General features: G+C 60.7%; 15 protein-coding genes and 2 tRNA genes. 10 read left to right on the top strand and 7 right to left on the bottom strand.

Annotation, left to right across the window (positions count from 1 at the left end; genetic code table 11):
* The first annotated feature begins 17 nt into the window (after nucleotides 1-17).
* From AB6N07_RS23175 to AB6N07_RS23165, 3 genes are all read left to right on the top strand, one after another.
* Nucleotides 18-956, top strand: a complete 939-nt coding sequence (locus AB6N07_RS23175) for an ABC transporter substrate-binding protein (protein ID WP_370678306.1) — start codon at nucleotides 18-20, stop codon at nucleotides 954-956.
* A 188-nt stretch (nucleotides 957-1,144) separates the two neighbouring features.
* Nucleotides 1,145-2,149: a phosphotransferase enzyme family protein gene (locus tag AB6N07_RS23170; protein ID WP_370675399.1), complete on the top strand. Its 1,005-nt coding sequence runs from the start codon at nucleotides 1,145-1,147 to the stop codon at nucleotides 2,147-2,149.
* Nucleotides 2,146-3,474 carry an aspartate aminotransferase family protein gene (locus AB6N07_RS23165; protein ID WP_370675398.1) on the top strand — a complete coding sequence of 443 codons (1,329 nt, stop codon included), beginning with the start codon at nucleotides 2,146-2,148 and terminating at the stop codon, nucleotides 3,472-3,474. The genes AB6N07_RS23170 and AB6N07_RS23165 overlap by 4 nt, the downstream gene beginning before the upstream one ends.
* 107 nt (nucleotides 3,475-3,581) lie before the next feature.
* Here the strand turns inward: AB6N07_RS23165 and fabG are convergent, their stop codons facing one another.
* Nucleotides 3,582-4,358: a 3-oxoacyl-ACP reductase FabG gene (gene fabG, locus AB6N07_RS23160; protein ID WP_370675397.1), complete on the bottom strand. Its 777-nt coding sequence runs from the start codon at nucleotides 4,356-4,358 to the stop codon at nucleotides 3,582-3,584.
* 310 nt (nucleotides 4,359-4,668) lie between these two features.
* Between fabG and AB6N07_RS23155 the strand changes: the two genes are divergently transcribed.
* The 5 genes from AB6N07_RS23155 to AB6N07_RS23135 all read left to right on the top strand — a co-directional run bounded on the left by AB6N07_RS23155 (nucleotide 4,669) and on the right by AB6N07_RS23135 (nucleotide 9,747).
* Nucleotides 4,669-5,808, top strand: a complete 1,140-nt coding sequence (locus tag AB6N07_RS23155; RefSeq protein WP_370675396.1) for a PotD/PotF family extracellular solute-binding protein — start codon at nucleotides 4,669-4,671, stop codon at nucleotides 5,806-5,808.
* A gap of 76 nt (nucleotides 5,809-5,884) precedes the next feature.
* On the top strand, nucleotides 5,885-6,991 hold the full coding sequence (locus AB6N07_RS23150) for an ABC transporter ATP-binding protein (RefSeq protein ID WP_370675395.1): 1,107 nt from the start codon (nucleotides 5,885-5,887) through the stop codon (nucleotides 6,989-6,991).
* Nucleotide 6,992: 1 nt separating this feature from the next.
* Nucleotides 6,993-7,871, top strand: coding sequence for an ABC transporter permease (locus AB6N07_RS23145; protein ID WP_370675394.1), 879 nt, complete (start codon nucleotides 6,993-6,995; stop codon nucleotides 7,869-7,871).
* 3 nt (nucleotides 7,872-7,874) lie between these two features.
* The gene (locus AB6N07_RS23140) at nucleotides 7,875-8,693 is read left to right on the top strand and encodes an ABC transporter permease (protein ID WP_370675393.1); all 819 of its coding nucleotides are present in this window, start codon (nucleotides 7,875-7,877) and stop codon (nucleotides 8,691-8,693) included.
* 289 nt (nucleotides 8,694-8,982) lie between these two features.
* Nucleotides 8,983-9,747, top strand: coding sequence for a DeoR/GlpR family DNA-binding transcription regulator (locus AB6N07_RS23135; RefSeq protein ID WP_370675392.1), 765 nt, complete (start codon nucleotides 8,983-8,985; stop codon nucleotides 9,745-9,747).
* Nucleotides 9,748-9,750: 3 nt separating this feature from the next.
* Here the strand turns inward: AB6N07_RS23135 and AB6N07_RS23130 are convergent, their stop codons facing one another.
* Both AB6N07_RS23130 and AB6N07_RS23125 read right to left on the bottom strand, forming a co-directional pair.
* A complete protein-coding gene (locus AB6N07_RS23130) occupies nucleotides 9,751-10,125 on the bottom strand; it encodes a VanZ family protein (protein ID WP_370675391.1) in 375 nt (124 codons plus the stop codon).
* Nucleotides 10,126-10,460: 335 nt separating this feature from the next.
* On the bottom strand, nucleotides 10,461-11,246 hold the full coding sequence (locus tag AB6N07_RS23125; protein ID WP_370675390.1) for a hypothetical protein: 786 nt from the start codon (nucleotides 11,244-11,246) through the stop codon (nucleotides 10,461-10,463).
* Nucleotides 11,247-11,534: 288 nt separating this feature from the next.
* On the opposite strand from AB6N07_RS23125, the gene AB6N07_RS23120 reads away from it, so the two are divergent.
* Both AB6N07_RS23120 and AB6N07_RS23115 read left to right on the top strand, forming a co-directional pair.
* Nucleotides 11,535-12,128, top strand: coding sequence for an N-acetyltransferase family protein (locus tag AB6N07_RS23120; protein WP_370675389.1), 594 nt, complete (start codon nucleotides 11,535-11,537; stop codon nucleotides 12,126-12,128).
* A gap of 67 nt (nucleotides 12,129-12,195) precedes the next feature.
* The gene (locus AB6N07_RS23115) at nucleotides 12,196-12,966 is read left to right on the top strand and encodes a methyltransferase domain-containing protein (RefSeq protein ID WP_370675388.1); all 771 of its coding nucleotides are present in this window, start codon (nucleotides 12,196-12,198) and stop codon (nucleotides 12,964-12,966) included.
* 91 nt (nucleotides 12,967-13,057) lie between these two features.
* Here AB6N07_RS23115 and AB6N07_RS23110 read toward each other — a convergent pair.
* The 4 genes from AB6N07_RS23110 to AB6N07_RS23095 form a co-directional block, all read right to left on the bottom strand.
* Nucleotides 13,058-13,134 (bottom strand) — tRNA-Arg (locus tag AB6N07_RS23110).
* Between the two features lie 22 nt (nucleotides 13,135-13,156).
* Nucleotides 13,157-13,462, bottom strand: coding sequence for an ETC complex I subunit (locus AB6N07_RS23105; protein WP_370675387.1), 306 nt, complete (start codon nucleotides 13,460-13,462; stop codon nucleotides 13,157-13,159).
* A gap of 65 nt (nucleotides 13,463-13,527) precedes the next feature.
* Nucleotides 13,528-13,604 (bottom strand) — tRNA-Pro (locus AB6N07_RS23100).
* A gap of 134 nt (nucleotides 13,605-13,738) precedes the next feature.
* The gene (locus AB6N07_RS23095; RefSeq protein WP_370675386.1) at nucleotides 13,739-14,566 is read right to left on the bottom strand and encodes an ABC transporter ATP-binding protein; all 828 of its coding nucleotides are present in this window, start codon (nucleotides 14,564-14,566) and stop codon (nucleotides 13,739-13,741) included.
* Nucleotides 14,567-14,572 lie beyond the last annotated feature (6 nt).

The following is a 14,572-nucleotide window of genomic DNA, read 5'->3' as shown; positions in this document are numbered from 1 at the left end:
TCCCAAGGAGGAGTAAAATTATGAAGTCTCGCAGCATTCTGCTCGCCGCCGCCGCCGCCGTCGCCCTCACCGGCGCCGCCGGGGCCAAGGACCTCAACAAGATCGGTATCTCTCTCGGCTCGATGGGTAATCCGTTCTTCGTGGCCCTTGCCACCGGCGCGACGAACAAGGCCAAGGAAGTCAATCCCAACGTCGAAGTCACCGCCCTCGGCTACGACTACGACATGAACAAGCAGTTCACCCAGATCGACAACTTTATCGCCGCCGGTGTCGACCTGATCCTCTTGAACCCGGCCGACCCGAAGGCCGTGGCCCCTGCCATCGCCCGCGCCCAGGCTGCCGGCATTCCGGTCGTGGCCGTCGACACCGCCGCTGAGGGCGCCGACGCCACCGTCACCACCGACAACGTTCAGGCTGGCGAGATCGCTTGCCAGTACATCGTCGACAAGCTCGGCGGCAAGGGCGACGTCGTCATCGTCAACGGCCCGCAGGTGTCGTCGGTTATCGACCGCGTCGTCGGCTGCAAGAAGGTGTTCGGCGCCAATTCCGGCATCAAGGTGCTGTCCGACGACCAGGACGCCAAGGGCTCGCGCGACGGCGGTCTGAACGTCATGCAGTCGATGCTGACCCGCTTCGAGAAGATCGACGCCGTGTTCGCCATCAACGACCCGACGGGTATCGGCGCCAGCCTCGCCTCCAAGCAGGCCAATCGCACGAGCCTGTTCATCACCGCCGTTGACGGCGCGCCGGACATTGAAGCCGAACTCAAGGACACGTCGTCGCTCGTCTTGGCCTCGTCGAGCCAGGACCCCTATGCCATGGCTCAGCTTGCCACGCAGATCGGTATCGACCTGCTCAACGGCAAGAAGCCCGCGCAGCAGGTGACGCTGATGCCCTCCAAGCTCGTGACGCGTGACAACATCGCCGACTACAAGGGCTGGACGGCGACGCGCTGAGTCGCGTCCCATTTACTTGGGTCTAGAATGCATCCCCGGGAAGCGCCGCTTCCCGGGGATGTGCTTTTCGGGCGAATGTCCTTTGGCTGCCAGCAGGGTGAGCAGGGACTGCACGCTTTTTGATGTTGCAATCCCAACATTAATGTTGTTGCATCTCCAAACATCGCCAAGTACGGATATGGCCCAGCATGCTCTATGACGACGCCTTTCTCGCCCGCCTCGAAGGTGGTCTGCGTTCCGCGCTACCGACCTGGAATATCGACGAAACGGCGAATTTGTCGCTGCTGACCATCTCGGAAAATGCGACCTTTCTGGTGGATGACACAAAGGGCGGTCGCCGGCTCATTCTGCGCGTCCACCGTCCGGCCTACCACAGCGACGATGAGATATCTTCCGAGCTGGAATGGATCGAGGCCCTGCGGGGGGCTGGTGTCATCGCCACGCCGGCTCCGATTCATGCCTGCGATGGCAAGCTGCTCGCCACGTTTTCCGATGGTGAAACCCGCCGCAACGCCGTGGCCTTCGAGTTCATGACCGGCCGGGCGCCCGACGAAGCCGGCGATCTCACTCGCTGGTACGGCCATCTCGGCGAGATTTCAGCCCGGCTTCATGCGCATAGTCGCGCTTGGTCGCCGCCCAAGGGCTTTTCTCGCAAGACTTGGACATTCGATACCATTATCGGGCCGAATGCCTATTGGGGCGACTGGCGCGAGGCGCTCGGTCTCGATGCCGCGGGGCAGGCTGTGCTTGAGAAGGTGGCGGCGCGGCTTCATCGCGAGACGACAACCTTCGGCGCGGCATCCGACCGCTTTGGCCTGATCCACGCCGACATGCGGGCCGCCAACCTGCTGGTCGACGGTGATCGGCTCGGCGTCATCGATTTCGACGACTGCGGCTTCTCCTGGTTTGCCTATGACTTCGCCGCCTCGATTTCCTTCATGGAGACCGAGCCCTTCATTCCAGATCTGATGGCCGCTTGGCTCGACGGCTATGCCCGCGTTGCTCCGCTCGACCCGGAGCAGGCGGCGGCATTGCCCATGCTGGTGATGTTGAGGCGGATGCAACTCACCGCCTGGATCGCCTCGCACGCTGAAACACCAACCGCGCAGTCGATGGGGCCGGCCTATACCGCTGGAACCGTCGATCTCGCTGAACGCTATCTTGCCGCCGATTTCCTGAAGGGTGTCGCATGAGCCCGACCAAGCAGATCCTCGCCCTTAATCGCTTCGAGGCATCGGATGGCGCTGCGCTATCCCCCGAACTGGCGGTGCGCGTTGCCAAACGGCAGGCCACCTTCGGCGCCTCATCGGTTCTCTTCTACAAGGAGCCGATCGAGATGGTGCGGGCAGAGGGCGTCTTCATGTATGACGCTCACGGCAGGCGCTATCTCGACGTCTACAACAATGTGCCGTCGATCGGTCATGCGCACCCGGCCGTTGCCGAGGCGGTTGCCAAACAGATCGCCGTTCTCAACATCCACACTCGCTATCTGACCAAGCCAGTCGAGGTCTATGCCGAGAAGCTGCTGTCGAAGTTCCCGGCGCCGCTTTCCAACCTCACCATGACCTGCACCGGCTCGGAGAGTAACGACCTCGCCATGCGCATCGCCGAAGCGGCGACCGGTAAGCGCGGCTTCGTCGTCACCCGCACCGCCTATCACGGCAATACCCATCACGTGACGGCCATTTCGCCGTCATCGATGAAGTCGAAACCGGTGCCCGATTTCGTGCGCGTCATCCCCGAGCCAGATCCGGCGCTGGCGCCCGATGGCGATGTCGCCGCCTTTTTCGCGGCCAACCTTCAGGCGGCCATCGACGATCTCGAGCAAAAGGGCATCGGCTTCGCCGCCATGATCGTCGATACCATCTTCTCCTCAGACGGCATCTTCGCCGACCCGCCGGGTTTCCTTAAGCCGGCGGTCGAGGTGGCGCATAAGGCGGGAGGCCTGTTCATCGCCGACGAAGTGCAGCCAGGCTTTGGCCGCACAGGCGGCGGGCTATGGGGCTTCTCGCGGCATGGCATCGTTCCCGACATCGTCACCATGGGTAAGCCGATGGGCAATGGCTTCCCGATGGCCGGTGTCGTCACCCGACCCGAACTGCTGACGCAGTTCTGTGAGGAAACGGGCTATTTCAACACCTTTGGCGGTAACCCGGTGGCGGCTGCCGCCGGCGGGGCCGTGCTTGACGTCATCGAGCGGGAAGGGCTGATCGACAACGCCCGTGACGTCGGCGCCTATTTCAAGTCCGGCCTTGTCTCGGTGATGGGGAATCGTCGCGACATCGGCGCGGTACGCGGCGCCGGCCTGTTCATCGGCCTCGACTTCGTTGACGCAGACGGGCGGCCCGATCAGGGCCTTGCCACCTTCGTCATCAACGCCATGAAGGAACATGGGATCCTGATTGGCGCCGCCGGTCTCTGGGGCAGTACGCTGAAGATCCGGCCGCCACTCTGCTTCTCGAAGGAGAATGCCGATTTCTTCCTCGATACGCTGAAGACGATTTTGGCGGCGCGGTGACAGCCTTCAGTCGCGCTTCGCGGTGTTCCCTAAATGCCTGAAAGAAAAAAAGGGGGCGGCACAACGTGCCGCCCCTTCGAACATTGGGACAAGTTCAGAAGCCGGCTCTAGCCGTCCATCGCCTCGAGCGCGCCCAGGCTCTCCGGCAGGATCTGTCCGCCATCGACGGTGATGGTCTGGCCGGTGATGTAGGCAGCTTCTTCGGAGGCAAAAAACAACGCTGCATTGGCGATGTCGGCCACCGTGCCGAGCCGCTTCATCGGGATCGACGCTTCCATCTTGGCGATATAGTCCGGTCCCATGCCTTCGAGACCCTCGGTGAAGATGTTGCCCGGCAGCACGGCGTTGACTGTGATGCCCTTCGGCGCCAGTTCGATTGCCGCCGTGCGCATGAAGCCAAGCTGGCCTGCCTTGCTGGCGCCGTAGTGCGACCAGCCGGGATAGCCGGTGACCGGGCCGGTGATCGATGAGGTGAGCACGATGCGGCCACTTCCCGCTGCCGTCATTGCCTTCAGCACTGCCGATACACTGAGGAAGGTGGAGCGGAGGTTTGTGGAAATCACATGATCGAAGTCGGCCGGCGTCATGTCCGACAGTTTGGCCGCCGGAAAGATGCCGGCATTGGCGCACAGAACGTTGATCGCGCCATAGCGATCGACCGCGGCCTTGGCCATCGCCGCGCAGCCTTCGGGCGTTGATACGTCGGCGCCAAAGCCGCTGGCATTCGGCCCGATTGTTTTGGCAACGGCCGAGGCATCGGATTCGCTTCGCGACACCACCAGCACGTTGAGGCCGGCCTCGCCAAAGCGAACGGCAATTCCCTTGCCGATGCCCCGGCTACCGCCGGTAACAATCACGGTCCTTCCGTGTAGCGACTTCAACATTCTGTTCCACCTTCTGTTGTTGCTTGATCAAAATTCCGGCACATCGATCATGCTTGCGGCAGCGGGCGAACAAAAAAGATGCGGTTGCCGGCGAAATTATTGGAAATCCCAGAAAACAAGGAATTTTGACGCGTAAAGAACTGGCCGTTGCAACCCCGAGCCCGTCGCTCTCCGCACGGCTGCCCTTCGATGCCGGTCAACATGCCCAATGAAATTGATGTTGTAAACAACACATTTTTGCGACAGACTTCCAACATAACAAAAGGGAACAGACCAACCGTCAGCAGGAAAGGGTTTTCCGATGGGTCCCATGGGTCCGATGTCCAGGCGCAACATGTTGCAGATGATGGGGGCGGCGGCCTTCGCCGGCCCGCTTCTTTCCGCCAGCCGTGCGTTCGCTGCCCGCGAGAGCGAACTCAATATCCTCTGCTGGGAGGGTTACAATTCGGCGCAGGTGCTCGACCCGTTCCGGGCGGCCAAGAGCGCCACGGTGAAGGCGGAAAGCCTCACCAACGACCCGACGATGATCAACCGCCTCAGGGCCGGCGAGACCAACGTCTGGGACCTGATCAACGTCAACAATCCCTGGGCGCGCAAAGTGATGGCGCCGGCCGGTCTGATCAAGCCGCTGCCGCGCGAAACCTTCGAGCCCTATTTCGACAGGATGCTGCCGGCCTTCAAGGCGCCCTACCGTTGGGCGATGAGTGATGACGGCAAGGATCTGCTCGGCATGGCCCAGCGCTTCGGGCCGTATTCCTTCGTCGTCAACACCGACAAGGTCAGCCGGGCCACTGCTGAGGAGCAGGGCTGGAACCTGTTCAACGATGCGTCGCTGGCCGGCAAGTACGGCATCCTCGAATCCGACGACTGGAACGTCTTCGACATCTTCCTCACCGCCGGCATCAACCCGTTCGTGGCGCACACGGAAGCCGACTTCAAGCTGTTCCAAGAGACCGCCGTTCGCATCTTCAAGGGCGCCAAGATGATCGGCGACATCGCCACCATGAACCAGGCGCTGATCTCCGGCGAGATCGACCTGCACTTCACCGGCGGTACCTACTCCGTGTCGCCGGCCCGCGCCGATGGCTATCCCAACCTTCGGGCGGTTACGCCACTGAAGGGGCCGATCAACGGCAAGGGCGGTGTGTCCTGGATCGAGATCACCTCCACGGTCAACAACCCGCAGCTTTCGCCGCTCGCCATCCAATTCCTCGAATACGTCCAGGATCCCAAGGTGGCGCACACGGTGGCCTTCGCCGAGGGCACCTTCAACCCGGTGGCGCAGATGGGCAACAAGGCCTGCTTCGATCTGTTCACCAAGGACGAGCTGGATGCCATCCAGTGGGACAGCCTTGAGGAAGAAATGGGCCGTTCGGCCGAATACGACATCGTGCCCGATTACGACAAGGCGTTGGAGATCATGCTCGGCGCCAAGCGTCAGCGCGGCTGATCGTCAATGCAAACAGGTCGTCCGCCATACGTGGCGGACGGCTCCTTTCAAGTCACGCTTTCAGGATCGCTTGCCCATGTCGTCTGTCGCCGCCTCTCCCGTGTCCGATTCGCCCGCCGCTTCGAAAACGCCACGGCCGGTGCTGCAGCTCGTCGACGTCCGCAAGGTGTTTGACGGCTTCGCCGCGGTCGACGGCATCAGCCTCGATATCGAAGAAGGCGAGTTCGTCACCATTGTCGGCCCGTCCGGCTCAGGCAAGACAACGCTGCTCAGGATGCTGGCCGGTCTGGAGAGCCCCAGCGATGGCTACATCACACTACGCGGCGAGCTGATCAACGATGTGCCGTCCAACCGCCGGCCCACCTGTCTTGTCTTTCAGTCCTTGGCGCTTTTCCCGCATATGACGGTGGGCGACAATATCGAATTTCCCTTGCGTGTCCGTAAGATGGCGGCTGACGAGCGGCGCAAGCGGGCGCTTGAACTGATGGCCAAGGTGCGCCTGCCGGAAGACTATTATTCCAAGAATGTCATGCTTTGCTCGGGTGGCGAGAAGCAGCGTGTGGCACTGGCGCGCGCCTTCGCTTACGACCCCGACGTTCTGTTCTTCGACGAACCGCTGTCCGCACTGGACTATAAACTCAAGAAGCTCCTGGAAAAGGAGCTCAAGGATCTGCACCGCGAAAGCGGCAAGACATTCGTCTACATCACCCACTCGCTTGAAGAGGCGATGGTGATGTCCGATCGCATCGGCGTCATGCGAGCCGGCAAGGTGGTGCAGATCGGTACGCCCGAGCAAATCTACTCGACGCCGGCCGATCGGTTCGTTGCCGAATTCTTCGGCGAGGTGAACATCGTGCCAATCCGCCGTGCCGAAAGCGGCTGGGTGCGCAAAGACGGCAAGCCGGTAGCGGTGGCGCCAGGGGTTTCCATCGATGGCGACGAAGCCAGCGTCGTCATCCGTCCCGAATACATGCGCTTCGTTACCGGCGGCGTCGGTGCCGACAACACGTTATCCGGCAGCATTTTCAATGAGTATTCGCTCGGCTCGCGCCTGCAATATCAGGTGAGGAGCCGGACCGGCCGCACCTTCCTCGTCGAGGTGCCGCGCGCCGCCGCCTGGAAGGGTGATGGCGACGTGATCATCGGTTGGGACGCCGAGAACGCTATCGTGGTGGGAGGCTGAGATGGCAGACGCCTCCCTTTCCGCGCCCGGGCCGAAGCTGTCACCCGGCTTACGGGCGTCGCTGCCGGTGCTTTTGCTCCTGATTGCCGGCTTCCTTGCCCCGCTTCTGACCGTCGCCGCCTATGCCTTCGCAACGCCCAAGAGCTTCGAGGTTTTCCGCTCTTTCACGCTTGAAAACCTTTCGGCGATCTTCGACCCCAACAACACCGTCTGGACGTCTTTCGTCTGGTCGCTGGCGCTCGCCTTCGCCTGCGTCGCTATCCTGCTCGTCATCTGCTACCCGATCGCCTTCGGCCTCAACAAGGTGTTCGGCAAGTGGTCCGGTCTGGTGTCGGTCCTGTTCGTCTTTCCACTGTTCGTCTCCGAGAACGTGCGCCTGTATGGCTGGGTGCTGTTCTTCATCAAGAACGGTGTGCTCGACGGAGCCTTGAAATGGTTCGGCTTTTCCGGCGGGCCTGAGCTGCTTTACACGCCGGGCATCACGCTGTTCGGCATGGTCTACGTCTACCTGCCGTTCATGCTGTTCCCGATGACGCTTGGTATTGCCATGATCCCGAAGGATCTTGTCGACGCCGCCAGCGACCTCGGAGCAGGGCGCTTGATGATCTGGCGGGAGATCGAGTTGCCGCTCGCCATGCCCGGCATCCTGATCGGCGCGCTGCTCACCTTTGTGTTGGCGGCTGGCGCTGTAGCCGAAGCCAAGATCCTCGGCGGACAGTCGGTGATCACCATCACCCAGGACATCGAGGTGGCCTTCACCTACGCCCAGAACTGGCCGATGGGATCGGCGCTTGCCCTCATTCTCGTTCTCATCGTCTCCGGTCTGGCGCTCTCCGCCATGGCCCGGCTCGACCTTGATAAGATCCTCGGAAAGCGCTGAGCCATGCAGACTGTCGGACGCACCCGAACTCATTTCCTCATCCGCGCCTGGACCACCTTCGTCGTGCTGGCGATCTACCTGCCGATCGCCTGCGGCGCGCTGGCCGGCCTTTCCAAGGGACGATACTTCGCCTTCCCCGTCAAAGTCTTCTCCACCGAGTGGTGGGGAAAGACTTGGGATTCCTTTGAAATTCAGGTCCTGGTGCAGAACTCGGTGCTGATCGCCCTGATCGTCACCGTTCTCAGCGTTCTCTTCGCCTTTTTCGGCGCGCTCGCCTTTGCCCGCTATCCCTGGAAGGGGCGCCGTGCCTTCCAGCGCCTGCTGCTGCTGCCGATCTTCTTCCCTCAGCCTGTGCTTGGCCTGGCACTGCTACTTTGGTTCAACGCGCTCGGCATCAGCCCCAGTTGGAAGACGGCCGTCGTCGCCCATCTCGTCTGGATCGTGCCGGTGGTAACGCTGGTGATCGCCATCCAGGTGTTCAGTTTCGATCCGGTTCTGGAGGAGGCGGCGAGCGATCTCGGCGCATCGCGTCTTTTCACGCTTCGTACGGTGACGCTGCCAATTCTGTGGCCGGGCATCTGGTCGGGCGCGCTGTTCGCCTTCTTGCTGTCCTGGGGCAATTTCCCGCTGTCGCTCTATACCGCCGGTGCCGACTCGACGATTCCGAAATGGCTCTATTCCAAGATGGTGGCTGGCTATACGCCGATGGTGCCGGCGCTCGGCACCATGAGCACGCTGACGGCGGCGGCGCTTCTCCTGGGTGGCGGACTCATCCGCGTTCTCCTGCGGCGACGCGCCGACCTCCGTGCGAGAGAGGGATGAAGCCGCGACTGCGGCTTCCGGCGCCAAGCGGCGCCCGCGCGGAGCGCGAAAGCCAAGGCCGGAGGCCGCCGGCGACTGAGGTCCAAAGAAAGCTGAAGCCGCGACTGCGGCTTCCGGCGCCAAGCGGCGCCCGCGCGGAGCGCGAAAGCCAAGGCCGGAGGCCGCTGGCGATTGAGGCGGACAATAAGACGCCTTGACCGCTGTCACCTCCACCTGAAAACCTGGCTAAACAAGGGGATGGTCGAATCGGTGCTGAGCCGGATCGCCAAACGGGACAATGGCGCGCAGCATGAAACGGACCAAATCATCGCGGCAGACGCAGATCCTGGCCGAGCTGGATTCGAGTCCGTCGCTTCGCGTCGCTGAACTTGCTCGCCGTCTCGCCGTCTCCACCGAGACCATCCGTCGCGATCTCGACGAACTGACGACGCAGGGGCTGCTCAATCGCACCTATGGCGGCGCCGTCCGGCCGCTGTCCAGCGAGCCGTCGGTTACCGAGCGCCATCGGCTGTTCGTCGAAGAGCGCCAGCGCATGGCGCGTGCCGCGCTGAAGGTGATCGGCGACGGCCATGTGCTGATGATCGGGTCGGGTGCCACCACTGTCCATGTCGCTCGCCGCATCGCAGTCGAAATGAAAAACATCACCGTCATCACCCATTCCTTCGGCGTGGCGACCGTTCTGGCGTTCAATCCGACCATCAAGGTCCTGATGCTGCCCGGCGATTATCACGCCAGCGAAGGCGCCACCGTCGGTGTGCACACGGTCTCCTTCCTCGGCAATTTCTACGCTGATTACGCCATCACCGGCGCTTCGGGCCTCGCGGCCGATGGGCCGTCCGAAGCGCTGCTCGAATGCGGCGCCGTATACACGGCTATGGTGGCGAGGGCGGCCAAGTGCGTTGTGGTCGCCGACCATTCCAAGTTCGACGCCATCTTCCCATCGCGTTACGCGCCATGGCGGGACGTGGATGTGCTCGTCACCGACTCAGCACCGCCAGAAAAGCTTGCGGCGGCCCTCCGCCAGTCCGGCGTGGAGCTGGTGACGGCGAGCTGAGGCTCAGCGCGAGGCGATGGAAACGGTCGTCCGGGCGACGGTGGCAAAGGCGCGGGCAAAAGCCAAGCCGATAAGCGCGCCGAGCGTTGAGGCGAGCCAGTTGTCGAGGCCGGGGCTTCGGCCCGGAATGAACATTTGCAGGCCTTCGAACGTCAGCGACGCCACCGAAAGCACCAGAACGATTCGCCATCCGCGCAAACCTGGCAGAGACGAGGCAAAGAACGCCGCACCTGCGTAGGCGATCAGATGTTCGACGTTGCCCGAGCCAAAGACATGCGGTCGATCGGCACCCGGCAGAACGGACAGCACCGCTATTGTCGCAAGACAGATGACGCCCGCCGCTTGGAAAAGCCGCCGCCCGACATGTCCTGCATCCATGAGGTCCGCTCCTGCGACGGTTCCGCGCCTATGCTTTTATGGCTTATTTCATCTTGCTTGTAAAAGCGGCGGCGGCAAGGCGATCGTGCGGAGTTGCGGACCCAGGAGGGGGTAGGCGATGTCGATGAATTTTGTCGGCGCCTTGTTATGCAAGCCACGAACCGCAAGCGTGGCTTTTCCGATTACGAGTTCGGGGGCGATTGCTTTGAAATATCAACACAGCAGCGCCATTATTTAACAATGGGGTTTCGGCTTCGAAAATAACAGCTTCGGCGCCGAAGGGGTTCTACACTCGACGCCGAAATATTATGAGATTCAATTACATGAAGCTGTGGCTACTGAACTTTTTCTTTGGTTACGCTCAGCTGTATTTTATGAACGTCGGTCCCGATCTTGAAGTTTATCGTGTACTGCTTCGGGTCAGAGAGCTTATTCACCTTGGCGGCATCAAAAACGAATGCGCCGCCATATGACTCGCCCGGCAGGATTGTGTTATCCATCAGCATGTTGTTTTCGAGGGCCGCGACGTTTAGCTCGCCCTCAAGTGTAGCCGATCTGATGTTCTCGCTCGCGAGAGCCGAGCCGGCGGCTGAGTTATATCCACTGTAGCTGTAGTGATAACCATTCACCGTGCCCGAGCCGGACGAATATCCACCAGCAGCACCGGCTAGCCCACCGATAAGCGCCAGAGCGAATGCTTGCCCTCTGGCTTCCGATTGCAGTTGATCAACGGTCCAGACCTTGAGCGGCTTTCCGGTATCGGTCTGAATTACGGAGATATCCGAATACCGTAACGTGACGGGCTTGGAACCAACATTCCGGATCAGCGCCACATAAGTTGGCCTCGGCATCTGTTGCGTACGAGATACGGGCGCGACAATGAGCTGTGTTGATCCCGTTTGGGAGAGAATAGCGTCACGCCCCGAGCGGACAAGCACTTCCTGTCCGGCTTGTTTTGCAAAAGAAGACTTCTCGACTGTAACGCAGCCGGACAAAAGCAAAGCCGCGACACAAGCCGCAGCCGATACTGAATAGCACTTCAAGATATCACCCATCCCCGTGGAGCCCAGCATGACACAACCACTGGGGATGTTTCGAGTCAATACGCAATCAAAACGCATGGCTCCGATCTCACAAAGGGATCGGCTTTCTTGGTTGCGATGTCGTAAAGACCTCGTGCTAATTTGGAAAATACAAAATCATTGCAATGAGTTACGTTTAGCGCGCGAAAGTTTTCATCAATGCAAGAGGTCGCGAAACTGGCAACCGTTTGATTTTAATAGCGTGTACTCCGGTCACGCAAAAATTCTGCAATTGGGCGCAATAAATGCGGAACTGGAGACACCCAAACGCAAAAAGTGTGAAACGGCACTTGCTGGCTAACCGCCCTTGAGGAATGATTCCAAATTGTGGGCAAGGAATTTTCTCGTTTTGATCGATCAGAAGGGCCTTTGGATATGGGCGACCCTGATTTGCACTTGGATTTGCGGATTGGGCGTTCACACCGCGAATTGCGCGTTGTTGTCCGTCAAATGGTTGATAGAGATGCCGACGAGATTCATGAAATCCATTGCGCGTGCCTGACACGAACTCTTGCGTCGCATTATACACAGGAGCAGATCGCCGCATGGATGAAGGGCAGGACGCCAGCCGGCTACATTAATGCTGCGAACGGGGGCGAGAATTTCTTCGTCGCGGAGGCCGACGGGCGCGTTATCGGCTTCGCGTCTTGGCAAGATAGCGAACTACTTTCGCTCTTTGTCCATCCTGACTCACAGGGTCTTGGCGTGGGATCGCTTCTTCTCGACGCCTGTCGCAAGGATGCGGCAGCGGAAAGTGCCGGTATCACCTGCCTGAAGGCGGCAGCCGGAGCTGATCAATTCTACGCGCGTCGAGGCTTCGTTCCTGTTGGGCAGGGCTGCACCATCAAGAACGGTGAGGTCATTCAGGACACCCGCATGGTCCTTCCCGAGCTGGCCCCGAACTTGAAGACTGGGCGGTAGACATCGTTTATGTCTTGGAAGCATCGCAGCTTCTGATGTGGTAACCAGCCAATATTGAGGATTATGGATGCATACTTCTCAGAGATGGGACACCGCCCACTTTCACGAGATGCTAGTCGAGCTTTGCGAGATCAAGAGCGGCAACTATGTCCTAGATCTCGGCTGTGGCACCGGGAGATCATTAGCGGCGATGCTCGATGCTGTCGGTGATGGCGGCAAGGTCGTAGGGCTGGATCAGATGGCCCAGCCGCTTGCGGAAGTGGCAAGCAGGTTCGCCCGTGACATCAACGATAAACGATTGGAACTCGTGCAGGCGGATGTTTTGGCTGCGCCATTCCACGATGGGCAATTTGATGCCGTGTTATGTCAGAATGTCATTGAGTGCGTGAACGAGCGCGAAGCGTTGGTCACCGAGGCCAAGCGTCTCCTGAAACCGGGGGGAAGATTGCTTCTCGGCCATCATGACTTCGACGGCATCATCTTAGCGAGCGAAGATCGTGACATGACCAGGCGCTTAGTTCACGGCTTTGCGGACCACAAGCAGGCTTGGCAGGATGCGGTTGAGGGACGGATGGGGCGTCTGCTACCTGGTTTGGTTACCAACGCAGGCTTTGCCTCAGTGAATATTGAAGCCAGGTTGTTCGTGGACTTCGATCTCTCTCCAGGCACTTACGCTGGAGACTATATCCGTTGGTTGGTCGATCTTGCTCCCGATCTCGGCATCAGCGATGAGGATGTTAGTCATTGGGCTAGCCGTTTGACTGCCGACGTTGCTCAAGGCCGCTTCTTTTTCGCGTTGCCGTGGATCGGAGCCGTCTGTAGGAAGCCGAGATCCTGAGTGCGGCTACGCGCTTCCGACTGGAGTTTTTCGCAGGCCTGTTCCGCATTTATTGCGTTTAGTTTCGCGACTTATTGCGCGGATGAGAAAATGGCGACTCCAGCAGGGCTCGAACCTGCGACCTGCCGCTTAGAAGGCGGCTGCTCTATCCAGCTGAGCTATGGAGCCATCGAAATGGCCGGCGGGCGCGTCAATGCGTCCAGGTTTCCGCCTTGGAGAACTTGAAATTGTCCGAATAGGAAAGCTTCTTCGGCGTTCGTTCCTTGGGCTCCATCACCTGATAGGCGAGGCCCTCGCGCACGGCATAAGCGATCGCCTCTTCCCGGGTGTCGAAGGAAAGACGCACCTGCTGGCGCATGTCGCCGGACGAAGTGTAGCCCATCAGAGGCTCGATGCTCTTGGGTCTTTCGGGCTCGAATTCCAGCAGCCAGCATTCCGTGCGGCCGCGTCCCGACTGCATGGCGGTCTTGGCAGGCTTATAGATTCGCGCCGTCATGGTGGCCCTTCTCCTCTGTCGCCGTTCGGCCCGCGCCCGCGGGTCCGCGATCGAGGGCCGCCGTTTGGTCGGGGCAGCAAGATTCGAACTTGCGACCCCCTGCTCCCAAAGCAGGTGCGCTACCAGACTGCGCTATGCCCCGCGACCAAAACGTAGTGGTTTCCTAGCCACTTCCGGCGCGAGAGGCAAGAGCGAACGATTTGTGGATCGGGGACAAACGGTGTTTTCTGGGATGGTTCGGGACAAAAATCCCGGAAAAGTCCCGGAGGATGTTCCTCATCTGTCCGATATTGGGGGCAAGATGTCTTTCTCGAAAACCTCCATGGCATCGTCATTCGCATCTGGAATAAGCGCCGCCGTCAGCTCGTCCTCCAGCTTATGGAAAGCCAACTCACGCAGGAGCGCCGGCGCGCGCGGCCGACCGAAGGGCACCGCTACTGCTTCGGCGATGCGACCGGGCCGCGAACTCATGATCAGGACACGGTCGGCAAGAAACAGCGCCTCATCGACGGCATGCGTGACGAGGAGTGTCGTCGTCTTCGTGGCGCTCCAAATGCGTTGCAGCTCGAGGTTCATTTGCCGTCGCGTCACGGCATCCAGTGCCCCGAACGGCTCGTCGAGAAGCAACACCTCCGGTTTGAGAGCCAAGGCACGGGCGATGGCCACACGCTGACGCATGCCTCCCGACAGTTCATCTGGTCGCGCCTGCTCGAAGCCGGTCAAGCCGACGAGATCGATGAGTTCCGCTACGCGGTCCATGTTTTTCTCGACGCCGGCGAGGCGGAAGGACATGGCGATGTTGTTGCTGACGTCGAGCCATGGCAGCAAGGCCGCGTCTTGGAACGCAAAGCCTAACTTGTGGGCACGGCTGAGGGCCTCCGGATCGCCGCCGTGGACCATCACCGAGCCGTCGCTCGGCTGATCGAGGCCGGCGACGAGCCGCAGGATCGTGCTCTTGCCGCAGCCCGATGGGCCGATCAGCGCGACGAACTCGCCGACCGCCACTTCAAGGTCGACATCGGCGAGCGCCGTTACGGAGCCACCGGATTCGGTGGCGAACGTCTTTCCGATGCCGGCAAGCCGGATCGCGGGGGCAGCGGCCATGGAAAC

The sequence above is a fragment of the Pleomorphomonas sp. PLEO genome, from assembly GCF_041320595.1.
GTDB lineage: Bacteria > Pseudomonadota > Alphaproteobacteria > Rhizobiales > Pleomorphomonadaceae > Pleomorphomonas.
The sequence above is the reverse complement of the archived record's forward strand: the minus strand, read 5'-3'. Positions and strand labels throughout refer to the sequence as shown.